The organism is Paenibacillus sp. FSL K6-0276, from assembly GCF_037977235.1.
In the GTDB taxonomy this organism is placed as follows: Bacteria; Bacillota; Bacilli; order Paenibacillales; family Paenibacillaceae; genus Paenibacillus_AQ.
The window spans coordinates 4,187,108-4,209,472 of sequence record NZ_CP150276.1 but is presented as its reverse complement, the minus strand read 5'-3'; the positions used below and the strand labels follow the sequence as shown (position 1 = coordinate 4,209,472).

24 protein-coding genes and 1 pseudogene are annotated in these 22,365 nt (G+C 44.8%); 23 read left to right on the top strand and 2 right to left on the bottom strand.

The features are described from left to right. Position 1: 1 nt before the first annotated feature. From MHH52_RS19835 to MHH52_RS19735, 21 genes are all read left to right on the top strand, one after another. The gene (locus tag MHH52_RS19835; RefSeq protein ID WP_340004154.1) at positions 2 to 862 is read left to right on the top strand and encodes a menaquinone biosynthesis protein; all 861 of its coding nucleotides are present in this window, start codon (positions 2 to 4) and stop codon (positions 860 to 862) included. Then, positions 859 to 1,827, top strand: a complete 969-nt coding sequence (locus MHH52_RS19830) for a polyprenyl synthetase family protein (protein WP_340004153.1) — start codon at positions 859 to 861, stop codon at positions 1,825 to 1,827. The genes MHH52_RS19835 and MHH52_RS19830 overlap by 4 nt, the downstream gene beginning before the upstream one ends. 99 nt (positions 1,828 to 1,926) lie before the next feature. Continuing rightward, a complete protein-coding gene (gene ndk / locus MHH52_RS19825) occupies positions 1,927 to 2,370 on the top strand; it encodes a nucleoside-diphosphate kinase (RefSeq protein WP_340004152.1) in 444 nt (147 codons plus the stop codon). A gap of 27 nt (positions 2,371 to 2,397) precedes the next feature. Continuing rightward, a complete protein-coding gene (locus tag MHH52_RS19820) occupies positions 2,398 to 3,201 on the top strand; it encodes a protein-glutamate O-methyltransferase CheR (protein WP_340004151.1) in 804 nt (267 codons plus the stop codon). Positions 3,202 to 3,306: 105 nt separating this feature from the next. Further along, positions 3,307 to 3,468, top strand: coding sequence for a hypothetical protein (locus tag MHH52_RS19815; RefSeq protein ID WP_170880309.1), 162 nt, complete (start codon positions 3,307 to 3,309; stop codon positions 3,466 to 3,468). Positions 3,469 to 3,712: 244 nt separating this feature from the next. Beyond that, positions 3,713 to 4,882, top strand: coding sequence for a chorismate synthase (gene aroC, locus MHH52_RS19810; protein WP_340004150.1), 1,170 nt, complete (start codon positions 3,713 to 3,715; stop codon positions 4,880 to 4,882). Positions 4,883 to 4,884: 2 nt separating this feature from the next. Beyond that, a complete protein-coding gene (gene aroB, locus MHH52_RS19805; RefSeq protein WP_340004149.1) occupies positions 4,885 to 5,988 on the top strand; it encodes a 3-dehydroquinate synthase in 1,104 nt (367 codons plus the stop codon). Then, complete coding sequence (gene aroH / locus MHH52_RS19800) at positions 5,982 to 6,356, top strand: chorismate mutase (protein ID WP_340004148.1); 375 nt, start codon at positions 5,982 to 5,984, stop codon at positions 6,354 to 6,356. The genes aroB and aroH overlap by 7 nt, the downstream gene beginning before the upstream one ends. A 339-nt stretch (positions 6,357 to 6,695) precedes the next feature. Then, the gene (gene trpE / locus MHH52_RS19795; RefSeq protein WP_340004147.1) at positions 6,696 to 8,261 is read left to right on the top strand and encodes an anthranilate synthase component I; all 1,566 of its coding nucleotides are present in this window, start codon (positions 6,696 to 6,698) and stop codon (positions 8,259 to 8,261) included. A 39-nt stretch (positions 8,262 to 8,300) separates the two neighbouring features. After that, positions 8,301 to 9,341 (top strand): anthranilate phosphoribosyltransferase, encoded by a 1,041-nt coding sequence (gene trpD, locus MHH52_RS19790; RefSeq protein WP_340004146.1) that lies wholly within the window; start codon positions 8,301 to 8,303, stop codon positions 9,339 to 9,341. Further along, on the top strand, positions 9,331 to 10,161 hold the full coding sequence (gene trpC / locus MHH52_RS19785; protein WP_340004145.1) for an indole-3-glycerol phosphate synthase TrpC: 831 nt from the start codon (positions 9,331 to 9,333) through the stop codon (positions 10,159 to 10,161). The genes trpD and trpC overlap by 11 nt, the downstream gene beginning before the upstream one ends. After that, positions 10,154 to 10,831 carry a phosphoribosylanthranilate isomerase gene (locus MHH52_RS19780; RefSeq protein WP_340009744.1) on the top strand — a complete coding sequence of 226 codons (678 nt, stop codon included), beginning with the start codon at positions 10,154 to 10,156 and terminating at the stop codon, positions 10,829 to 10,831. The genes trpC and MHH52_RS19780 overlap by 8 nt, the downstream gene beginning before the upstream one ends. Beyond that, positions 10,828 to 12,027: a tryptophan synthase subunit beta gene (trpB, locus tag MHH52_RS19775; protein ID WP_340004144.1), complete on the top strand. Its 1,200-nt coding sequence runs from the start codon at positions 10,828 to 10,830 to the stop codon at positions 12,025 to 12,027. The genes MHH52_RS19780 and trpB overlap by 4 nt, the downstream gene beginning before the upstream one ends. Further along, positions 12,024 to 12,848, top strand: a complete 825-nt coding sequence (gene trpA, locus MHH52_RS19770) for a tryptophan synthase subunit alpha (protein ID WP_340004143.1) — start codon at positions 12,024 to 12,026, stop codon at positions 12,846 to 12,848. The genes trpB and trpA overlap by 4 nt, the downstream gene beginning before the upstream one ends. 59 nt (positions 12,849 to 12,907) lie before the next feature. After that, positions 12,908 to 14,005 carry a histidinol-phosphate transaminase gene (hisC, locus tag MHH52_RS19765; protein WP_340004142.1) on the top strand — a complete coding sequence of 366 codons (1,098 nt, stop codon included), beginning with the start codon at positions 12,908 to 12,910 and terminating at the stop codon, positions 14,003 to 14,005. Positions 14,006 to 14,052: 47 nt separating this feature from the next. Beyond that, positions 14,053 to 15,147, top strand: coding sequence for a prephenate dehydrogenase (locus tag MHH52_RS19760; RefSeq protein ID WP_340004141.1), 1,095 nt, complete (start codon positions 14,053 to 14,055; stop codon positions 15,145 to 15,147). A 690-nt stretch (positions 15,148 to 15,837) separates the two neighbouring features. Then, a complete protein-coding gene (locus tag MHH52_RS19755) occupies positions 15,838 to 16,425 on the top strand; it encodes a sigma-70 family RNA polymerase sigma factor (RefSeq protein ID WP_313639728.1) in 588 nt (195 codons plus the stop codon). A 5-nt stretch (positions 16,426 to 16,430) separates the two neighbouring features. Continuing rightward, positions 16,431 to 17,021, top strand: coding sequence for a hypothetical protein (locus MHH52_RS19750; protein WP_340004140.1), 591 nt, complete (start codon positions 16,431 to 16,433; stop codon positions 17,019 to 17,021). Positions 17,022 to 17,203: 182 nt separating this feature from the next. After that, the gene (locus tag MHH52_RS19745) at positions 17,204 to 17,791 is read left to right on the top strand and encodes a histidine phosphatase family protein (protein ID WP_313639726.1); all 588 of its coding nucleotides are present in this window, start codon (positions 17,204 to 17,206) and stop codon (positions 17,789 to 17,791) included. A gap of 89 nt (positions 17,792 to 17,880) precedes the next feature. Further along, entirely contained in the window at positions 17,881 to 18,963 is a 1,083-nt protein-coding gene (locus tag MHH52_RS19740) for a hypothetical protein (protein ID WP_340004139.1), read from the top strand. A gap of 246 nt (positions 18,964 to 19,209) precedes the next feature. Beyond that, entirely contained in the window at positions 19,210 to 19,389 is a 180-nt protein-coding gene (locus MHH52_RS19735; RefSeq protein ID WP_042129535.1) for an IDEAL domain-containing protein, read from the top strand. 97 nt (positions 19,390 to 19,486) lie between these two features. Here the strand turns inward: MHH52_RS19735 and MHH52_RS19730 are convergent, their stop codons facing one another. Beyond that, the gene (locus MHH52_RS19730) at positions 19,487 to 19,810 is read right to left on the bottom strand and encodes a hypothetical protein (RefSeq protein ID WP_340004138.1); all 324 of its coding nucleotides are present in this window, start codon (positions 19,808 to 19,810) and stop codon (positions 19,487 to 19,489) included. Positions 19,811 to 19,980: 170 nt separating this feature from the next. On the opposite strand from MHH52_RS19730, the pseudogene ltrA reads away from it, so the two are divergent. Beyond that, positions 19,981 to 21,240, top strand: a pseudogene (ltrA, locus tag MHH52_RS19725) (group II intron reverse transcriptase/maturase). An 82-nt stretch (positions 21,241 to 21,322) separates the two neighbouring features. On the opposite strand, the gene MHH52_RS19720 reads toward ltrA, so the two are convergent. Continuing rightward, the gene (locus tag MHH52_RS19720) at positions 21,323 to 21,646 is read right to left on the bottom strand and encodes an SRPBCC domain-containing protein (protein WP_340004137.1); all 324 of its coding nucleotides are present in this window, start codon (positions 21,644 to 21,646) and stop codon (positions 21,323 to 21,325) included. A gap of 164 nt (positions 21,647 to 21,810) precedes the next feature. Between MHH52_RS19720 and MHH52_RS19715 the strand changes: the two genes are divergently transcribed. Beyond that, on the top strand, positions 21,811 to 22,230 hold the full coding sequence (locus tag MHH52_RS19715) for a DUF2487 family protein (RefSeq protein WP_340004136.1): 420 nt from the start codon (positions 21,811 to 21,813) through the stop codon (positions 22,228 to 22,230). Positions 22,231 to 22,365 lie beyond the last annotated feature (135 nt).

The window sequence follows — 22,365 nt, the reverse complement described above, 5'->3', positions numbered from 1 at the left end:
GATGGACAATAACAGCCACACCATCATTGGCAAAATCAGTTATACCAACTCATGGCCGGTATTTCACAATTTTCATCCCTCTGCACTGAAATATTCTGCAGAGATGGTGAGTGAAGTACCTGCCATTCTTAATCAGGGGATGAGTCGTGGAAGTATTCATGTGGGTGCGTTATCCTCTTTTGCGTATGCTGAAGCCAGTGACAAGTTAATGCTGTTACCTGATTTATCGGTTAGTGCGGACGGTCCCGTGAGGTCAATATTTCTTTTTTCTCGGGTGCCTCTTGCACAGATAGGTAGAGGTACGATAGCCGTTACGAATACTTCTGCAACATCGGTAAACTTGCTGAAAATTTTAATGGAAAAAGCTTTTGGCAATAAACCAGAGTATATTAGCGCTAATCCTGATTTGGATGCCATGATGCATCAAGCGGATGCCTGCTTACTCATTGGTGATAATGCTATTAAGGCCTCTTGGCAGGATCAAGGTTATATCGTTACCGATCTGGCGGAGCTTTGGAAGGAATGGACGGGCTTAGGGATGACCTTTGCGGTCTGGGCTGTGAATCGTAAGGCTGCGAAGGACAAGCCGGAAGCCATTGCGGAAATTGCAGAAGCTTTTGCTGAGAGTAAACTACGGGGATTAAGTGATTTAGATCCTATAGTACTTGCAGCCTGTACTACCATTGGAGGAACTAAGTCTTATTGGGAAGGGTACTTCCGCAATTTATGCTATGATTTTGGAGAAAGGCAGCAGGAAGGTCTGAACCTCTATTTCCGCTATGCCTATGAGATGGGCCTGCTGCCGCAGGAAGTGAAAATGGAGATTTGGAGTCATAAACTGTTGACACGGGTGAAGGAATGAAACGACTGCAAATATTCGGATTACTGAACAGAGACATGGATCAGATTGAAAAAGAGTTGTACCGTAGCGTACAGGGTGACGACGATCTGCTAACGGAGACCTCACTGCATTTATTAAAAGCAGGCGGTAAAAGATTACGTCCCGTATTTGTCTTGATGGGTGGGAAATTTGGTAAGTATGATCTAGAGAAGCTGAAGCGTGTTGCGATACCGCTGGAACTGATTCATAGCGCTTCACTAGTCCACGACGATGTCATCGATGATGCAGAACTGCGCCGAGGTGAACTCACCGTTAAAGCCAAATGGGGCGATAAAATTGCTATGTACACTGGTGACTACATATATGCGAAAGCGCTGGTGATGACGACGGAGCTGAAGAATCCGCGAATTCATCAGATTTTGTCCAAGGCAATGATTGAAATGTCGATCGGTGAGATGGAGCAGATTCGTGACTTCTTCAATAGTGATCAGAGTGTGCGCCACTATCTGCGGCGTATCCGCCGCAAAACAGCGCTTTTGATTGCTGTTAGTTGCCAACTTGGTGCGCTTGCTGCTGAAGCTGAACCAGAGGTGGCTCGTCTACTTTATAATTATGGTTATAACGTCGGCATGGCCTTCCAGATTCGTGATGATTTACTCGATCTTTCAGGTACTGAGAAACAAATTGGTAAACCTCCGGGCAGTGATATGAGGCAAGGGAATATCACACTCCCTGTCATTTATAGCCTGGAAGATGAAAGATTGCGTGCTCAACTCCTAGAGGAGTTAAAGTCTATTCGCGACGGCCACAGCACAGTAGGACGTGCTATTGATCTTATTCTTTCTGGAGATGGAATCGCCCGTTCCGAGGAGCTGGCTTCACGTTATATCGCGAAGGCACTAGCGGCACTAGATCAGTTGCCTAACAACAAGACTAAGCGTAATTTGCGCGATATTGCCTTTTTTGTAACAGGAAGAGCCTATTAATGATTTGGTGATCATGAAATTAAACGTTTCCAGAAAGCGCAGTTTCTGTTAAGATAGCGTCAAAACAACCCAACTAATGGGAAATTGGAGAGTGCCTCTATGGAAAAGACGTATCTGATGGTCAAACCTGATGGAGTACAACGTGGATTAATTGGACGTATTGTTGCACGCTTTGAAGATAAGGGCTTTAAGTTGGTAGCTGCAAAGCTGATTACAGTAAGTGAAGACCAAGCCAAAAGACATTATGCGGAGCATGCTGGCAAGGACTTTTTTTCAGAGTTGGTCTCGTTCATAACTTCAGGTCCAGTGTTTGCAATGGTATGGGAAGGTGATGATGTTGTAGCATTATCCCGTACGCTCATTGGTAAGACGAAGGTAGGAGAAGCCCTGCCGGGAACGATTCGAGGCGACTTTGCCAGCCATACACCGCTTAATTTAATTCATGGATCAGACTCGCCTGAAAGTGCAGAACGAGAAATTGCTAATTTCTTTACTCCAGATGAACTGAATCTGTATAACAAAGACATCGCAGTCTGGATGTAGGATCCAGGCGGGAGGCAGGGGAGTAACATGTCTGATCGTAATGTTGCAGCATTAACAGCAGATCCAGATTACATCGGGTTTATTCATCATGTTAAGCAAAGCACCGGAATTGATCTGGCTCAGTATAAAGAAGCGCAGATGAAGCGGCGTTTAACGACTCTTCGTGTGAAGAATGGATATCATACCTTTAGTGAATTTTTTGCCGCAATGATGAAGGACAAGGACTTATTTTATGAATTTTTGGACCGAATGACGATTAATGTCTCCGAGTTCTGGCGGAATCCGAATCGGTGGGAAGTATTGCGAGATGTAATTCTTCCTGACTTACAACAATCTGGCCGTAGATTGAAACTGTGGAGTGCTGCATGTTCCACCGGAGAAGAGCCCTACACGCTGGCTATGATTTTATCCGACAAGAATATATTAGGACAGACAGGTATTCTGGCTACGGACATTGACGATGGTGCACTTTCCAAAGCAAAGGAAGGCCTTTATCTGGAACGTTCTTTAAAGGATGTGCCTAAGGATGTTGCTGCTCGCTATTTTAAACCCGAGGGTCCTTTATTCAAAGTCAGTGACTCGCTTAAGAAAAACATAGATTTCCGCAAACAGAACCTACTGCTGGACAAGTTCGACGATGGCTTTGATCTTATAATTTGTCGCAATGTAATGATCTATTTTACTGAAGAGGCGAAGAATAAGCTCTACCATAAGTTCTCGGATAGTCTACGTCCGGGTGGATATTTGTTTGTGGGCAGCACAGAGCAAATATTTACGCCAGCGCAGTATGGCTTTGAATCGACGGAAACCTTTTTCTATCGTAAAAAATAAATACTTCTTGCTCCTTCATAGTGTTCTTTATACGTATACTTTCGCTTTAGTTCAGTGATACTGGGTAGTAGAATCTGTAAGCTAAGCGAAAGGATCGTTAAACCGATGGACAAAAGCAAGGTCATTGCCGCGTACAAACGAGGCTTTATCACCGTTCGTGAGTGCGGGCAAATTCTCGGTGTGGAAGAAATGCAATTGAAGCGCCTTCTGCAACTGGAAGAGCGTAAGTCTACATTTCCTTCAACAAGTCAGCGGATCGGCAGCTAACAAGAGCCGGACCGAGCCGAGGAGCGCCATTCATACTCTTTAGAGTGTGAATGGCGCTTTTTACTTTAAAATATAGGATTTTATATGCTGTACAAGGACGGAAAAGTCGGTTTTTTTTGTTGCGAATGGAGTCATTTTAGGGATATCCCTTTCTTGTCAAAGAGGATTCCCTATACTATAATGAGCAAAGATCATAAGGATTTTAGCGATTTACAGTTTAAAAGTATAAAAGGGGGAACGCAGCATGAGTTTGCGCTATTTAACAGCGGGGGAAACGCACGGGCCCCAGCTTACGGCCATTATTGAGGGATTGCCAAGTAATTTGACATTGGATTTTGAAGAGCTTAATTTTCAATTGCAGCGCCGTCAAAAAGGGTATGGACGTGGACGCCGCATGCAGATTGAGAAAGATACCGCACAAATTGTAGGCGGAGTACGTCATGGTTATACAACGGGTGCGCCAGTAGCATTGGTAGTAGAGAACAAGGACTGGACCCACTGGAAGAACATTATGAATATTGAGCCTGTTCCAGGTAGCGACGAAGAAAAACGGCGTGTAAATCGGCCGCGTCCTGGTCATGCAGACCTGAATGGCGGATTGAAGTACAATCACACAGATCTTCGTAACGTTCTGGAGCGCTCCAGTGCCCGTGAAACAGCAGCCAGAGTCGCATGTGGTGCTGTAGCGAGACAACTGCTTGCAGCCTTTGGTGTCAAAGTAGCAGGACAGGTTATCCGGATTGGAGAGATCGAAGCTCCAGTAAATAATCTGCCTATAGATGAGTTGATTGAGTTAACTGAAGCATCCTCTGTCAGAGTCGTTGATAAAGAAACAGAACAGAAGATGGAGTCTTACATAGACAAGATCAAGGAAGAGGGCGACTCCATCGGAGGAATCGTTGAATGTATCGTCGAAGGTCTGCCTATTGGTCTTGGTAGCTATGTACAGTCGGATCGGAAGCTGGACGGGGCTATCGCTGGAGCTGTAATGTCGATTAATGCATTCAAGGGCGTTGAAATCGGAATTGGATTTGAAGCTGGTAAGCTTCGTGGATCGCAAGTACATGATGAAATTATGTATGAGGCTTCTCAAGGTTACTACCGTGCAAGTAACCGTTTGGGTGGATTTGAAGGCGGAATGACTAACGGAATGCCTGTAGTAGTTCGCGGTGTCATGAAGCCGATCCCAACCCTGTATAAGCCACTTCAAAGTGTTGATATCGATACGAAAGAACCGTTTTCAGCGCAAGTAGAACGTTCGGACGCTTGTGCGGTCCCAGCGGCATGTGTTGTGCTGGAAAGCGTAGTGGCATGGGAAATCGCTAAAGCTTTTCTTGATAAATTCGGTGGCGATTCACTGGAAGAGATTAAAGCGAATTATGAGAATTACCTATCACAGCTGGAGAGTTACTAATTATGCGTACAATTAACGTAGATTTGGGGGAGCGTTCTTATCCTATCTATATCGGTAGTGGTTTATTAAAGGACATTGCCCATTATTGTGCTGAAGCCGGATTTTCAGCTCGCAGCCCATTGTTGGTTGTAAGTGATAGTGAAGTAGCTCCGCGGTATTTACCAGCTCTTGAAGAGGCTCTGCGTTTGCAAGGTTATACTGTGGTTAGTCACATTATGCCAGCAGGCGAAGCGTCCAAATCACTAACCGTGTATGAAGAGGTAATGACAACCGCGATTCAAGCAGGACTAGACCGCAATTCAGCGGTTTTGGCTTTAGGTGGTGGCGTGGTTGGAGATTTAGCTGGATTTGTAGCGGCAACCTATATGCGTGGGATTGGATTTCTGCAAATTCCGACGACGATTCTAGCCCACGATAGTAGTGTAGGGGGGAAAGTGGCCGTCAATCATCCACTAGCCAAAAATATGATCGGGGCTTTCTATCAACCCTCAATGGTGCTCTACGATTTGGATACACTACGTACTCTTCCGTCACGTCAAGTTTCATCTGGTTTGGCAGAAGTGGTAAAGCACGGTCTCCTCGTAGACAAGGAGTTCGCCTATTGGTGTCGAGATCATGCCGAAGAGCTGTTAGAGCTAAATGTCGAAGCCTTGGGTTATGCACTAGAACGTGGTTGTGCGATCAAGGCAGAGGTAGTGGCGAATGATGAGCGTGAGCACGGACTTCGAGCGATATTGAATCTTGGACATACCATCGGACATGCCATTGAAGCAGTAGGTGGGTACGGTGTGTTTCTGCACGGAGAAGCGATCGCGATCGGAATGGCCGGTTCAGCGCTTTTGGCTGCGAAGCTTGGTCGGGATCAGTCCATTTATGAGGATACGGTATCTATGCTGTCCGCGCTATCACTGCCGGTACGGCTCCCTTCGGAGTATGATGAAGATGAACTGATGGACGCTATGATGCATGATAAGAAATTCAAAGAAGGCAAGATGACCTTTATCGTGCCTGATTCCATAGGCTCTGTAAGCATTGTAAATGATGTGCAGGAGTCGTTAGTACGCGAGGTTCTCGCAGAGCTAAAGAAGGAGGAAAGACCGTGGTAAACCGAGGGATTCGCGGAGCTACAACCGTGACTAAGAACGAAGAGGTAGAGATTTTACGTGAGACCGTTATATTGCTGCGGGAAATCGTAGAACGCAATGATGTTTTAGCTGAGAATATAAGCAATGTATGGATTACGATGACCAATGATCTGGATGCTACTTTTCCAGCAAGAGCCATTCGTGAGATTGATGGCTGGGAAATGGTGCCACTCATGTGTTCAACAGAGATTCCAGTTAAAGGCAGCTTGCCGCAGTGCATCCGCTTGATGGTACAGATTAACACGGATAAATCGCAGCGTGAGATCCGCCACGTTTATCTGAATGAGGCTCAGAAGCTTCGCCCAGATTTATCGGAGAGTAAGTCCTAAATTTAAGTTGTGGGTTGTCAATGACCATCGTCATCATGTATAGTGTAATTAGCCGAGTATAGACGAGTTTAGTTTAGTTGAGATGAGTATAGTTGAGCAGAGTGCAAGAAGTTTTTTAGATTAGCAGGTATATTGTATGCAGATTCTTTATTTTGATATGTACTGAAGTGTTATTTAACATCAGTGATATATCTTATTTGGGGATAAGTCTGTAGACTCTATTTAAATTATGCTGATCAATTGCTCATAAATATATACTTACTTACACAAACCCTCTACTTCGGTAGAGGGTTTTTCTGTGTTTCGGAACCATTCATATATCTAAGGGGGCATCTAAAAATGACGAATCCGAGTGTTCAAGAAGTGGTAAAGCTGTCGCGGGATTATAATCTGATTCCTGTTGTGAAGCGACTGCTCGCGGATATGGAAACACCTATCCGTTTATTCCAACGTTTCGCTGAACGTGACCGTGCGTTCTTACTTGAAAGTGTAGAGGGTGGCAAACAATGGGCCCGGTATTCGTTCATCGGTAGCGATCCCTTTTTGATGATATCCGGTAAAAAGGGTGCAATTAACGTAGAAGTCGGCGGTGAGAAAAAACAACTGCACGGAAAGCCGATTGAAGAGCTTAAGGCGTTATTACGCTCATACCGAAGTCCTAAGCTGGAGGAGATGCCTCCATTTACAGGAGGGGCTATCGGATTTTTTGGATATGATCTGCTGCAATATTATGAGAAGTTACCTCAGCATCCTGTGGATGATCTCAAAATGGATGATATAAGGTTTATGTTTTGTGATCGAATCATTGTTTTTGATCATGTGAAGCAGCAGATTCTTCTTGTTGGCAACCTGCATGTAAAAGATGGAGATACAGATTCAGATATCAGATCCAATTATGAAAGCCTGAGTCGAAAGCTGGAGGACATGGCCGAAGATCTACAAAAAGAAGGCCCTAAGGAAAATGTGAATCGTCGCAGCATTCCTCAGGATATCGAACTTGGTGAGATTCATTCTAATCTAACTAAAGAGCAGTACATCAACAATGTAGAACAGGCGAAGGAATACATTCGCTCCGGTGATATCTTTCAAGTGGTGCTGTCGCAGCGTCTGCATATTGAAACAGAAGTTTCTCCATTGCATGTATACCGGATGCTTAGAACGCTTAACCCTTCACCTTACATGTATTATTTGAAAATGGATGAGGAGATTATTGTTGGTACCTCCCCAGAAGCACTCGTAAAGGTGGATGGAAATCGTGTGGAGACACGGCCGATTGCTGGAACAAGACCAAGAGGTGAAAGTGAAGCTTCGGATCGTGCGTTCGCAGCGGAGCTCTTGGAGGATGAAAAAGAACGTGCGGAGCACCTGATGCTTGTTGATCTAGGTCGTAATGATCTAGGGAGAGTCTCCAAATTTGGTTCTGTGAAATGTGATTCCTTTATGGAGATTGAAAGATATTCGCATGTCATGCACATGGTATCGAATGTGTCAGGCACGCTCAGTGAGGATAAAGATTTCTTTGATGCATTCCTCTCCTGTCTGCCAGCTGGAACTGTTTCTGGGGCACCGAAGCTACGGGCCATGGAGATTATAGCAGAGCTAGAACGTGAAGCTCGAGGAGCTTATGCCGGAGCGATTGGATATCTAGGGTTCTCAGGAAACATGGATTCTTGTATCACCATTCGTACCATCATCTTCCGAAAAGGTCGTGCGTACGTGCAGGCCGGGGCAGGGATCGTTTGGGACTCGGTTCCTGAGAAAGAGTACGAGGAGACCGTGAATAAAGCGAAGGGCATGCTGAAGGCCATTCGTATGGCAGAAGCTATGTTTCCGTCCGAAGTGAAAGAGAAACAAGTCATCAACCAAGATTATATGTACGAATATACCCCTGAACAAGTGGTTTGATTTATATAGTAACTCATTAAGGCTGGGAGGAAGAATATTATGGATGCAACGAAATTGATACAATCAGGAATCGCCGGACTGATCGAAGGCAAGAATCTGACACGTACTGAAGCACGGAATATAATGGGTGCTATAATGCTTGGAGATGCTTCACATGCGCAAATCGGTTCACTGCTGACTGCTTTACGGATTAAGGGAGAGACCGTGGAGGAGATTACGGGTTTTGCGGAAGCCATGAGAGGTTTCGGCACATCCGTACTCACTGACCGCGCACGTTTGTTAGATACCGCTGGTACTGGCGGTTCCGGCATCCATAAATTTAATATTTCAACCGCTTCAGCGATTATTTCCTCAGCGGCTTCTGTAAGAGTTGCAAAGCATGGCAACCGCTCTGCTTCCGGCAGAGCGGGAAGTGCAGATGTACTTGAAGCCCTAGGAGTTAACATCCATCTGAATGCTGAGCAGGCCAGGGAATGTCTGGATCGTATCGGAATTTGTTTTTTATTCGCACAAATTTATCATCCCTCGATGCGGCATGCTGCAGCTCCTCGTAAAGAGCTCGGTGTACGTACAGTTTTCAATATGCTAGGCCCGCTTACGAATCCAGCAGGAGCTGACCGTCAGTTGTTAGGGATTTATGACCGGAATAAGACGGAGACAGTGGCGAATGTACTGAAGGAGCTGGGTTCCAAACGCGCGATGGTTGTAAGCAGTTCGGATGGACTTGACGAAATCAGCATCTCAGCCCCTACATTAGTGTCTGAACTAAAAGAGGGTATAGTGACCACTTATGAAATCACTCCAGAGGGATTAGGTCTTAACAGACATCCGCTTGAAGCCGTACTGGGTGGAGATGCAGTTGAGAATGCAGCAATTATTACTTCCGTGTTCCAAGGTGAGATTAATCCCTATCGCGATATCGTGTTAGCTAATGCAGGAGCGTGTATATATGTGGCAGGTTTGGTAGATACCCTGGCCGAAGGCGTCGAGAAAGCTAAAGAAGTAGTGGATTCGGGTAAGGCATTATCCAAGCTGGAACAGCTTGTTGTGATGACGGAGGAGCTTAATTATGTATCTTGATAAAATTGTTGCTACAAAGATCAAAGAGGTGGAGGCGCTCAGTGATAGCTTTTCTCTAGCTCAAGCCGAACGTGATATAGCAGCATTACCTCAGACTAGAGGCTTTCGTAAGGCTCTGACCCAAGGGAAGAACAGAGATTTGGGTTTGATTGCAGAGGTAAAGAAAGCTTCTCCTTCGAAAGGGTTGATCCGTGAAGATTTCGATCCTGTTTCCATTGCAAAAGGATATGAAGCGGGAGGCGCTGATTGTTTATCTGTTTTGACGGATACGAATTATTTTCAGGGCAGCGCTGCTTACCTGCAGCAAGTGAAGGAAGCCGTAAATCTGCCACTGCTTCGCAAAGATTTTATTATCGATGAGAAACAGATTTATGAAGCGCGTATTCTTGGAGCAGATGCGGTGTTGTTGATCGTCGCTATTTTAACACCGGATAAACTGTCTCATTTTATAGAAATAGCTACAGGTCTTGGAATGGATATATTGATCGAAGTTCATGACCGAAATGAGCTAGCGGTTGTATTAAGTACAGACAAAATAACTCATCCTAATGTACTGTTGGGCATTAATAATCGTAATCTGCGTACATTTGAGACATCCTTAGAGACAACGGCAGAGCTGGCAGCACTAGTACCTCAAGGGGTTCCTGTGATCAGTGAAAGCGGAATTGCAGGGCCAAGTGATATTGACTACCTAAGAACGACTGGCGCTCACGGGGTACTCGTAGGGGAATATCTAATGCGTCAAGCTATTGTAGAAGATGCGGTAAATGGATTGCTAGGAATGCTTCCAAATGGAAAGGACCGTGTCCGGCATGGCTGAGACATTGGTAAAAATCTGTGGACTTCAGGACGTTGAAGTGCTAAAATCTATGGTACACTTACCACTAGATTATATCGGATTTGTATTCGCACCTAGTCGTCGCAGGGTCACTCTGGAGCGTGCTGCCGAACTGTTTGCGGAGCTTCCACAATGGAAGACTAGTAAAAAGCCTAAAGCTGCCGGGGTTTTTGTTAATCCAGAGCTGGATGAGCTGAGAGAACTGCTCTCCGTAGTGTCACTAGATGTCATTCAGCTACATGGGCAGGAAAGTTCAGCCTTTTGTCAAAAGGTTCGGCAAGAATTCCCACAAGTTCAGGTATGGAAGGCATTGTCTGTTGCTGATAAAGAGTGTGCTGACGCTGATAACAAATATACATTGGAACAATACGCAGGCTCCGTTGATGCGGTTTTGTTAGATACTTATGATCCTCAGCAGAGCGGCGGATCTGGGCGTACATTCGCTTGGGAGAGGTTGCCTGATTATCAGGAAATGGCGGTAAGAAATGGTTTGCCGTTGTTTGTGGCTGGAGGACTTCATCCTAATAATGTAGGAGAATTGATAGGTACCTATGCTCCGTATGGAGTAGATGTATCTAGTGGAGTAGAGAGTGAAGGCATTAAAAATATTATTAAAATGACAGCTTTTGTGGAAAGGGTGAAGCAATCATGACACAAGTACCGGACCAACATGGACGTTTCGGTTCATTCGGAGGCCGCTTCGTGCCCGAAACTTTGATGACTGCATTGATTGAGCTGGAGGATGCCTACCGGAAGTATTCGGCGGACCCGGCTTTTCAAGAAGAAATAGATTATCTATTAAAGCAGTATTCCGGACGGGAGACCCCGCTGTACTATGCAGAACGTCTCAGCAAGCATCTGGGAGAAGCTAAAATATATTTGAAACGTGAAGATTTGAATCATACGGGAGCACATAAGATTAACAATGCGATTGGTCAGGGGATTCTGGCCAAAATGATGGGTAAAACCAAGGTGATCGCTGAGACCGGAGCTGGACAGCATGGTGTAGCTACTGCTACAGTTGCAGCTCTACTAGGTATGGAATGCAAGGTGTTTATGGGGGAAGAGGATACTCGTCGCCAGGCACTCAATGTATTCCGTATGAAGTTGCTTGGCGCTGAGGTGATTCCCGTTACTTCCGGATCGCGCACATTAAAAGATGCTGGTAACGAAGCGCTTCGTTACTGGGTTAGCAACGTAGATGATACCTTTTATGTACTCGGTTCAGCCGTAGGACCGCATCCTTATCCGATGATGGTTCGTAACTTTCAACGGATTATTGGTGATGAAACGCGACGCCAGATTTTGGAGGCCGAAGGAAGGTTGCCGGATCTGCTCGTAGCTGCTGTAGGTGGTGGTAGTAATGCTATCGGCATGTTCTACCCATTCGTTGAGGATGAGAATGTCGGTATGATTGGTGTTGAGGCAGCAGGCAAAGGAATTGACACACCATTTCATGCGGCGACGATGAGTAAAGGAACGCAAGGCGTATTCCAAGGCTCGATGAGCTATCTACTGCAGGATGAGCATGGTCAAGTAACAGAGGCACACTCCATCTCCGCAGGTCTGGATTATCCTGGTGTTGGTCCTGAACACTCCTATCTAAAAGATATCGAACGCGCTGAGTATGTTCCGATTACAGATGCAGAGGCGCTTGATGCACTAAAGCTGCTATGTGTAACGGAAGGCATTATTCCAGCTCTTGAGTCAGCACATGCGATAGCGCATGTAGTGAAGATGGGTCCTACTCTTACCAAGGATGATATTGTTGTCATCTGTCTTTCAGGTCGGGGAGACAAAGATGTAGAATCCATTATGGCGTACACAGAAGGGAAGGGAAACGAATGACAACCGAAACTACAAACCGAATGGATTTGGTATTCCGGAAGCTTAAAGCTGAAGAGCGGACGGCATTAATTCCTTTTCTGACTGTTGGAGATCCTGATCTGGAGACTACTCTTGCCATCATCGCCGAACTGGAAATAGCAGGTGCAGATATTCTCGAGTTAGGGGTTCCTTACTCCGATCCACTTGCAGATGGCCCTGTAATTCAGAGAGCGTCTGCACGGGCACTGCGGGGTGAAGTTCACCTGCGTACCTGCATGGAGACAGCGTTAAAAGCTCGTCAAGCCGGAAGCAGTTTGCCATTTATTTTGTTTTCCTATTATAATCCTATTCTGCAAATGGGACTTGATACATTCTTCGCTGAACTGAACGCTCATGAGATTAGTGGACTTATTATCCCGGATCTTCCTATCGAGGAATCAGAGGAGATGCGTCACCGCAGTGGTGAAGTTGGAGTTAATCTCATTCCATTAGTTGCACCGACCTCAAGCGAACGTATTGCGAAGATTGTCTCAGGTGCGAGTGGGTTTATCTATTGCGTATCCTCGTTAGGTGTGACAGGAGAAAGATCCACTTTTCATGCTGATGTAGAAGCGTTTATTGATTCTGTACGTCAAGCAACAGATTTACCAGTAGCTGTTGGATTTGGTATTTCAACTGGCGAACAGGTTGCCCGCTTTGCTCAGATTTGCGATGGTGTTGTAGTAGGAAGTGCCATTGTTCGCAAAATAGAAGAGGTCATTCCGCTGCTCGATAATCCTGCCACGCGGAATGAGGGATTGTTGCAAATTCGAGAATTTGTGGCACAATTAAAAAGACCATAACAGTGTCAATCTGACCTGTGTATAGTGGAGTAATCAACTATGGAGAGCGAGGACTATTCATGAATCCAAAACCGAATATAGTTAATCTCCCTGTCTACAAACCAGGGAAACCTATAGACGAAGTCAAGAAGGAGCTTGGCTTAAGTGAGGTTATTAAGCTTGCATCTAATGAGAACCCGTATGGAGCTTCACCGAGCGCTAAAGAAGCTATTCTAGCAGAACTTGAGAATCTTTATCTTTATCCTGACGGCTCGGCTGTTGAGTTGACGGCAGCACTTGCCAGTCGTCTTGGTGTGAATAGCGGCAATATTATTTTTGGCTGTGGCTCTGATGAGATTATTGCACTTATTGCTCGTGCCTTCTTCTTGCCAGGTGATGAGACAATCATGGCTGACCAGACCTTCTCTGTGTATAAGAGTAACGCAGATATCGAAGGCGCTGTATCGATTGAGGTGCCGCTTGTAAATGGTACACATGATTTGGATGGGATGCTAGCACGTATAACGGACCGCACTAAGGTGATCTGGATCTGTAATCCGAATAACCCAACAGGTACGATTGTATCGGAGGAAGCTTTGATTTCTTTCCTGGACGCTGTACCTTCAAATGTAATGGTTGTACTTGATGAAGCATACTGTGAGTACGTAACAGATCTTTCTTACTCAAATGGCATCCAGTTATTAAATCGTTATACGAATCTGGTTGTGCTTCGCACATTCTCCAAAATTTATGGTTTGGCTGCACTGCGTATCGGCTACGGTGTTGCTAGTCCTGAGATCATTTCGTTGATCAATAAGGTACGTGAGCCTTTCAATACCTCTCGTCTCGCTCAAGCCGCGGCTCTTGCTGCCTTGAATGATCAAGAATTTGTGCAGGAATGCCGTCGTCTTAACAGCGCGGGTATTGTCCAATTGCAAGGTGAATTCAAACGTCTGGGCCTAGAATCCTTCCCTGCACACGGGAACTTCATTATGGTAGATGTTCGTAAGCCTGCTACAGAGGTCTTCGATGCTTTGATGCGCAAAGGAATCATTGTAAGAGCGGGGCATCAGGTTTACCCGACTTATATTCGGGTTACTGTGGGCTCAGCAGAGCAGAATACTGCTTTTATAACTGCGTTGGAACAAACTCTTATAGAGTATGGTGTGCACGCTTAGTAATAAACAGCAAGTCTAGACTAAAAAAGGCAGGTAGTTCAAAGAACATGACGACAAAAATAGCTATATTCGGTGTCGGTCTGATCGGAGGCTCACTGGCCCTTTGCTTTAAAGGCAAGGAGGGTCTGACCGTCGTAGGACATGCCCACCGTCCTGAATTCGCGAGTAAATATATAAGCAGAGGTGTCGTAGATCATGCCACGCTTTCTGTTGAAGAAGCCGCACTTGATGCTGATTTCATCTTTTTGTGTGTACCGGTAGGGATATTAGAGGATTATCTGCAGCAGTTAAGCAAATTGCCCCTAAAACCTGGCTGTATTATTACTGATGTTGGAAGTACGAAAGCTAGTATTGCCGAATGTGCGATCTCTTTAGATATTCCTGGAGTGCATTTTATCGGCGGACACCCAATGGCAGGATCAGAGCGTTCAGGTGTTGAGGCAGCCACATCACTGCTATTTGAAAATGCCTATTACGTGTTAACGCCTCCTTCTGGAGTGCCAGACGAGGCTTATCATGCGTTGGAGTCTTTACTACACCTTACAAGAGCGCAGATTGTACGCCTTAATCCAGAGAGACATGATGAGATTGTAGGTGCCATCAGTCATTTACCACATATTATTGCTGTTGCTCTGGTGAATCAGATTCGTGCCTATGATGACACCGATTCCTTGTACAGTACGCTGGCTGCAGGAGGCTTTCGGGATATCACTCGGATTGCGTCCAGCGATCCCATTATTTGGCGTGACATCTTGCTGAACAATCGTTCAGTGATGCTTCGTTTATTGAAGGATTGGAATGAGGAAGTTTCTTCTTTTGTTCACTTATTGGAAAATGAAGATGGTGTAGGAATTGAAGAGGCCTTCCAAGAAGCGAATGGCTTCCGCAGTCAGTTACCTGAACGGCGTAAAGGTATGATAGCACCTTTGTTTGATCTACATATTGATGTACCGGATCATCCGGGTATTATCGGTCGTATTGCTACAAAGCTGGGGGATCAAGGAATTAACCTCAGCAACGTGCATATTATCGAGAGCCGTGAAGATGTGCCGGGTATTATGCGCCTCTCTTTCCGGCAGGAAAATGATATGGAGCGAGCAAAAGTTCTGCTGCAGGAGAATGATTATACGGTATATGTGTAGTAAGTAGCCCTTCCAATACGGAGGGGCTTTTTTCATTATGGCATCCGAAAAAGCATAGCGCTGCGAAAAGATGGATTACCTCGGAGGGGATGTTTCCACATCATGATAATTTCGTTCAAGCAATCAGACTGGAATATCCTCATTAGAATAGGGAGGATCGAATTAGAACAAAAAAAGACCGCTTACAAAGTAAGCGGCTACAGTTCACAATAAATTGGAACCGTGTAGTATTTGGATAGGAGTGGAGAGAAACCATACTGTACTTTTATTATATGTATACGTTTACATTTTGTCAATACATTATTAAAAAGAGATTAAAGTCATATTAAAGTGATTAAAGTCTTATTATTGAAGCTGATATTCGTATATAATTTAATGTCATGTCTTGCTGACGAGATTACTGCTCTGAAGTCTATTAATGTCATCCTATGAGAATCTATGATACAATAGAGTAGGTATGTTTCTAGATTCGTTTCTATATTTATCTATATGTAGAAGTATGCCTTTTTTGTTTTTATATTCATCACATACGTCATGCCTTAATTACAAGGTGTTTGAATATACATAGGTGTATTTCATAAAAAACTAAAAATTTGCAGTAAACACCGCAACTTTTTAAGCCCAAACCGGTATAACAAGTACGGACCGGACGGGAAAAGACGTGCAAGGGCGAGGAGGGCCAATCTCACCATGACGGATTCCCAGTTGATCCAGCAAATCAAACAAGGAAACACAGAATTATATTCAGAATTAATGCGTCGTTATCAGCGGAAAATATTGGCATTTGTATACCATATGCTTAGAAACTCACAAATGGAGCTAATTGCAGAGGACCTTTGTTCGGAGACTTTCTACAAGGCATTCCGTAGCTTGCATTCCTTTCGAGAGGTAGATGCTTCCTTTTCGACTTGGTTGTACACTATTGCTCGTAATACTGTGCTAAGTGAGCTTCGTAAGAATCGTGCTGGAAATGTATCCCTAGAAGAGAGTGGATATACTCCTGTTGCACCGTTAGAAGTAGCACCTGAGCAGGCTGCATTGCGTAAAGAACGGATGAACCTAGTCCGTGAGGCAATTAATAATCTTCCGGAGAAACAACGCTCTGCTCTAATCCTGCGTGAATACGATCAAATGGACTATCAAGAAATTGCAGAAATTTTGGATCAGAGTGTAAGCTCCGTGAAATCATTGTTGTTTCGTGCCAGGAGTAGTGTGAAGCTTCAACTCGAATCCTATTTCAATGAGCCTGAAGTTGAAGAGCAGGTTGAGAGGGTGTAAGGCGAATGAATTGCAGGGAAGCGCAAGAATGTATTCCGCTCTTGTGGGACGCTCCCCCCACACATCCTAGGCGGATTTTACTTGAAAGACATATTGTAACTTGTCCTTACTGCGCTGCTGAATGGTCTTTGTGGCAAGAGAGTAGTCAGCTTATGCAAGATTTGAAGGAAGAGATTAGTGAAGATCGTGCAGAGGTCATAAATGTTAAAGTTATGGAGCGGATTTATCTAGAGAGTCCTTGGTTGATGCCAGGGGATGGGAAATCCGCAGGAACATCTGCCATTGTTCGCCATCGGCTTAGCCTCTGGATCGCTTGCTTCCTGGCGGTATTTCTGTCCAGTGTTCTTTACTTCACTATGTTTAGAACACCTGCAAATATCACAGTGGCTCAAAGTGGAATTGTAGAGACTGGTGTTGCTGGTTCTATGGAATGGACATCCACTTACCCCATTTTAGGCTCTGAAGGCGGGATTATTGAACCACTTGTAGTGAATATGGGACCTACTCATCCTCAATATTGGATGATGTTATCCATGCTTGGCGTGGGTTTTGCAGTATTTTCGCTAACCCGGCTGAATCGCTATCGCAGATCATAAAGGGTTATGGACGTATGACTTAGCTGTTTCAAGTATATAATAGTGTTCAGAACGTTGTAGGAGTCCCTTTACGTAAGTTTATGAGGGGCTTTTTTTGTATTCTGATACTTATAAAAAGAAGACTTTTTATTTCATCCATGTTACATTAAGAGACAAATACTTGGGTGAAAAGGGGAGGCAATATGCTAATCGGCTTGATACGTCATGGATTGACGGACTGGAACGCAATTGGGAAGATACAAGGACAAAGTGATATTCCGCTAAATGATGAAGGACGGATGCAGGCTGCGATGCTTGCTGACCGCTTACTACAAGAACCGTACCGCTGGGATTACTGTATTACAAGTAACCTTTCCCGCGCCGCAGAGACAGGCAAGATTATCGCTGATAAGTTAAGTATACCGCTGCTAGATCCTGATCATCGTATCCGGGAACGTGCCTACGGGCAGGTAGAAGGAATTACTGCCGCTGAGCGTGAAGAGAAGTGGGGTAAGGAATGGAGTCAGCTCTCACTGGGTCAAGAAACCGACGAACAGCTTCAGGCTCGTGCACTTGCTTTTATGGAGGATATTTCTGCGCAGCATCCCAATCGGAACATACTAGTGATATCTCATGGGGGGTTCCTCGCTCAACTGTATACTGCACTTTATAAGGGTAAGTATTCTGAGCGAATTGGCAATCTATCCCTAACGATTTTGGAGAAGAAAGAGCGGGAATGGAACCCTATTTTATATAATTGTACTCGCCACATCCTGCAAAATCAGCGTTAACCCGTGCATCGGGTTATTTTTTTTGCGTTAAGGGGAATAAAATGGACTGTATTTCCCATAATGGTAGTAAAACGGTGAGGCGATAAAACATGAATCTGGCGGATATGCTCATTTATGCAGATATTGGACAGCTGACCGCCATAGCGGGACGCTACCGGTGTGAATGCAAGCAGAATTCCAAACATGACTTGATCCAGAGTATTTTGATTATGCTTGGAAGCAGAAGTTTTATGGAGTCTCATATCCGGGAGTGTGCTCCGGAGGATCTACGGTTTCTGAATACATTACTTTTTGATGAACGTAGCTACTTTAGTCTAGAAGATTTGTTAGCTGTAGCTAGGCAGGCTTCTTTTGATGCTCCTGAAGGAAAGACCGGAGGCTTCCGGGAGATGGTTTCTCGTTTCAAAAGCGGAGGCTGGCTCTTTAGTGGTTCCTCCCAGCAAACCAGATACTTATTCCAAGTGCCCAAAGATTTGAAAGAGCGCTTTCGTGAGACGATGAGCGCACATATCAAGGATAAGGTTTCGGTTAGCTCTGAACCAGCTATGTATCGAAGTGAAGGAGAATTGTTGAGAAGCGATCTGGTTATGCTCCTGAGATATATTAAGGAAAATGAGCCAGAGCTGAATCAGGAAGGGGCAATGTATAAGCGGTATCAGCAAGGCGTGATGAATGCACTTCATATTCCTGAGGATCTTCTTAGCAAGGGTGGATGGAGGTTTGGTTATGGTAGGGCATGCGAGCATTATCCACCAAGATTTGCGCTCCTGTATGATTATGTACGCCACCGCCGCTGGATCACTGAAGAAGGCTTCCGACTAAGGCTTACAGCAACAGGAGAAGCTGTGTTGATCGATGGGAAATGTGACTCGTTGATGCAGATATTCTCTTTTTGGTTAAGACTATATAAAGGGGCTGTACCAAACCTACCTTCACTTGTGTATTGGGTAAGCATTAGTGCTTGTAATTGGGTGACAGTACCTTCATTAGTGGATGGTGTGGGGTGGCTAATTAAACCGTTTTATTATGACAATGCTGCCTCTATTCTGGAGCAACGTGTTATTCGGATGATGGTGCACCTTGGGATGCTTAGATTGGGCGAGACTTCAGCTGGACTCGCTGTGATGATGACACCGTGGGGGATTGAGACAGCCGTGCCTAAGCATCTTTAGTAGTATGGAGGTGCACAAGCAAATGCTTATGGGGATTACATACGCAGATGAAGGAATTCGTTTGGGTTGCTGATGGGAACAATAGAGGAAGTATTGATCAGAATGGGTAAATATGTAGAACGTAGACAGGAATGTTGAATATGATTTAGTAGGTGACGTCTCTTTTGAAACCGAAAACATAATCATCTTGATGGATATCAAAATATCGAAGCAATAAGGATCTCTTAAATAGCGGAGGTGTATCGAATGGACAAAATGAAGGCTACGTATGAAGTGATGCTAGGACTTGCGGCAGAAATGGTGTGGGATGAAGCGCTGCGAAAGCGTCGCTCCGACATCTTGCACCGTGAGATTGACACGGCTCTGGCTACAGGAGATAAGTTGGCTTTTCGAAATCTTACAGAGGAACTTAAAAGTTTGGCATAAAGAAATGCGCTTAGCGCATTTCTTTTTTTTGGTACGCCCAGCATGGGCGTCATCTTTAGGGTGAAAGTCCCGAACGGGGGCTGGCGAGCGCCTACCGTTAGCCAAGGGCAAGGGTGTCCACCGTGAGGTGGAATCTGAAGGAAGCCGGAGGCAAATCTCCGGTCTGAGGAACACGAACTTCATACAAGGCTAACGTAGGCTGGATGAGGTTGCATAACAAACCAAAGTCCATACTGTCAAAGGCATACGAGAGTAAATGAAGCAGATAGATGGAGAGGAAGATAGCGTTCTTACCTGGGGAGATCTGTGAGGTAGGCGAAGTCAATTCGTAACCCTGTTTGTGAAAGTAGGCTGAACGCACAGAAGTCAGCAGACGCCATAGTACGCAAGCTGTTGCAACAGCTGCGGAAGGGCTGAACATGAAATAGGTATTTGTACATCCAGGCGTTCAGATGGGTAATGAAAGCAGAAAAAAATCGAAAGGACCTGACTGAAGAAGGAGACGGTGAGTCCCCTGGGGGACTTCGGCAGGGCAGAATTCATCTCTGGCACAAGAGGAAGGTATAAATCACGTAAAGAGAGGTGAAAAAAATGTTGGAGCAACTGTTGTCACGGGAAAATCTTCTGCAAGCCTTAAAGCGTGTTGAAGCGAATAAAGGAAGTCATGGCGTAGATGGGATGTCCGTAAAATCCTTACGAGAACACATCGTACAAAACTGGCAGACCTTGCGGCAAGCGATAGAAGAAGGAATCTATGAACCGAGCCCCGTGCGCCGAGTCGAAATCCCGAAACCCGGTGGCGGAGGTGTTAGGCGATTAGGAATACCAACCGTGACAGATCGAATGATTCAACAAGCAATCGTTCAGGTACTAACCCCATTATTCGACCCAGAGTTTTTCTGACCACAGTTATGGATTTCGTCTGAGAAGGCGAGGACATGATGCGGTAAGGAAAGCTAGAGCATTCATGAAAGAAGGATATCGATTCGTAGTCGACCATTTGGAGAAATTTTTTGATCGCGTCAATCATGACCGACTGATGATGAAGATTTCGGCTAAAGTGAAGGACAAGAAAGTTCTCCTGCTGATTCGTAAATATCTTCAGTCAGGTGTGATGGAGAACGGTTTAGTAAATCCGACAACAGAAGGGACACCGCAAGGTGGTCCACTCAGTCCGTTGTTATCTAACATCGTTTTGGACGAGCTCGACAAGGAACTCGAGAAACGCGGACACCGCTTCGTCCGTTATGCGGACGACTGTAACATCTATGTGAAAACACCAAGAGCAGGAGAGCGAGTGAAGGCATCCGTCACCAGATTCATTGAGACAAGACTAAAACTAAAGGTGAACCAAGCGAAGAGTGCGGTGGACCGCCCATGGAGACGGAAATTTCTTGGGTTTAGTTTTAGAGTGATAAAGAGCCCAAGGTGAGGATAGCAAAACAGTCCTTGCAGAAAGCGAAGGCTCGAATTCGGGAGATAACGTCCCGGAAGAAAGCGATGCGAATGGAAGAACGAATCCAGGAGCTCAATCGATACTTGATGGGATGGCACGGATATTTCTCGCTGGCGGATACGCCAAGTGCCTTTAAAGCGATGGATATGTGGATTCGAAGGAGATTGCGAATGTGTCTCTGGAAGCAATGGAAGAACCCGAGAACCAAAGTCAAAAGGCTTATATCCTTAGGCGTGCCTAAGGATATAGCTTATGAGTGGGGAAATACTCGGAAAGGATATTGGCGAATTGCAGGGAGTCCAATACTGCAACGTGCATTGAATAACCAATATTGGGAATCCAATGGATTAAAGAGTGTATTGGACAGATACAACTCCTTACGGAATATTTCATGAACCGCCGTATACCGAACGGTACGTACGGTGGTGTGAGAGGTCGGGGGCTAGCCGCCTCCTCCTACTCGATTTGATATGTTTTCTAATGGAGTAATGAAGCTCTCAAAGTATGAACCCCATTTTCTAAATATGCTTTTAGACAGGTGAGTACATATACCCAGCCTTCTTTTTGATCGATCATTTTATTTACGATCTCGGGGTCGTTTTCTCTCAAACCAGATTCATTTACTTCAATGACTGTACTCGCAGGCTCCAGCTCCGTTAGGGTAATCGTAACCACCGTTTCTTGATCAGATCCGCCCCATGAGAACCAATAGTTAGACATTTTCTCAGGGTCAATTATAGCTTCAAATACCTCATTAACTGTCTTGAAAATTTTAAATTTCGTAGTTACTTGAGTATCCAACCTTAATCAACTCACTTTCTGTAACATTTGAGAGTGAAGGAGACAAGTGAAAATCTAAATCTAGACGTTCGTCCCCCTCTTTCAATATAATGGGATTTATAACTTCGGGCAAATTTGTGAAAAGTCGAAAAACTAAGGGTTGTACAGAAGGAGATGGACGTTAAATGAAATTCAGTGATTTCGAAGTGGAGCATTGGGAAGAAAATCGAAAATTCTATGATACATGTCTCATACCATTTACAGGATTAAGTGGGTTCGAGAGTCCACCTGAGGCGGTTCAAGCATTGGAAAGATTACGTGATTTCATGGATTTGGTGGAAAAACCATTTAAGGGACGTATTGTAACTTATCCAGCCATTCAGTATGGAGGGGGAGGATATGTCGATCTTATCAATGAGGTTTGCCGAAAAGTCAAATCCAGTGGTTTCCAGTACGCTGTAGTGTTAACAGCGGATATAGCACTTCAGCAGAGAGAAATCGTTGAAAGCGATTTAGTGCTCTCTCTGCCTATCATTGAAGCCTCTCAGGAAAGTAAGAATAACATTGATATTGGTATGAAAATTCAAGAGATGTGGCAACGATGAACCTCGTTTAAATGTGACAGAAAATCAACAATTAAAGGTAAAAATCACTTTTTGGCCTGTCACAAATTAGACAATATTCTTGACGGGTTTTGGAGCCTAAGCTATTATTAGGTTGAATCGAATTGGTATGTGATG

Coding starts and splice junctions, on each gene's coding strand:
- MHH52_RS19820 (WP_340004151.1), top strand. CDS start 2,398: ATGTCTGATCGTAATGTTGCAGCATTAACAGCAGATCCAGATTACATC.
- MHH52_RS19815 (WP_170880309.1), top strand. CDS start 3,307: ATGGACAAAAGCAAGGTCATTGCCGCGTACAAACGAGGCTTTATCACC.
- trpB (WP_340004144.1), top strand. CDS start 10,828: ATGACACAAGTACCGGACCAACATGGACGTTTCGGTTCATTCGGAGGC.
- hisC (WP_340004142.1), top strand. CDS start 12,908: ATGAATCCAAAACCGAATATAGTTAATCTCCCTGTCTACAAACCAGGG.
- MHH52_RS19730 (WP_340004138.1), bottom strand. CDS start 19,810: ATGTTCAGCCCTTCCGCAGCTGTTGCAACAGCTTGCGTACTATGGCGT.
- trpA (WP_340004143.1), top strand. CDS start 12,024: ATGACAACCGAAACTACAAACCGAATGGATTTGGTATTCCGGAAGCTT.
- MHH52_RS19740 (WP_340004139.1), top strand. CDS start 17,881: ATGAATCTGGCGGATATGCTCATTTATGCAGATATTGGACAGCTGACC.
- MHH52_RS19830 (WP_340004153.1), top strand. CDS start 859: ATGAAACGACTGCAAATATTCGGATTACTGAACAGAGACATGGATCAG.
- MHH52_RS19760 (WP_340004141.1), top strand. CDS start 14,053: ATGACGACAAAAATAGCTATATTCGGTGTCGGTCTGATCGGAGGCTCA.
- trpE (WP_340004147.1), top strand. CDS start 6,696: ATGACGAATCCGAGTGTTCAAGAAGTGGTAAAGCTGTCGCGGGATTAT.
- MHH52_RS19735 (WP_042129535.1), top strand. CDS start 19,210: ATGGACAAAATGAAGGCTACGTATGAAGTGATGCTAGGACTTGCGGCA.
- ndk (WP_340004152.1), top strand. CDS start 1,927: ATGGAAAAGACGTATCTGATGGTCAAACCTGATGGAGTACAACGTGGA.
- MHH52_RS19780 (WP_340009744.1), top strand. CDS start 10,154: ATGGCTGAGACATTGGTAAAAATCTGTGGACTTCAGGACGTTGAAGTG.
- MHH52_RS19750 (WP_340004140.1), top strand. CDS start 16,431: ATGAATTGCAGGGAAGCGCAAGAATGTATTCCGCTCTTGTGGGACGCT.
- trpC (WP_340004145.1), top strand. CDS start 9,331: ATGTATCTTGATAAAATTGTTGCTACAAAGATCAAAGAGGTGGAGGCG.
- MHH52_RS19745 (WP_313639726.1), top strand. CDS start 17,204: ATGCTAATCGGCTTGATACGTCATGGATTGACGGACTGGAACGCAATT.
- trpD (WP_340004146.1), top strand. CDS start 8,301: ATGGATGCAACGAAATTGATACAATCAGGAATCGCCGGACTGATCGAA.
- aroC (WP_340004150.1), top strand. CDS start 3,713: ATGAGTTTGCGCTATTTAACAGCGGGGGAAACGCACGGGCCCCAGCTT.
- MHH52_RS19835 (WP_340004154.1), top strand. CDS start 2: ATGGACAATAACAGCCACACCATCATTGGCAAAATCAGTTATACCAAC.
- MHH52_RS19755 (WP_313639728.1), top strand. CDS start 15,838: ATGACGGATTCCCAGTTGATCCAGCAAATCAAACAAGGAAACACAGAA.
- aroB (WP_340004149.1), top strand. CDS start 4,885: ATGCGTACAATTAACGTAGATTTGGGGGAGCGTTCTTATCCTATCTAT.
- MHH52_RS19715 (WP_340004136.1), top strand. CDS start 21,811: ATGAAATTCAGTGATTTCGAAGTGGAGCATTGGGAAGAAAATCGAAAA.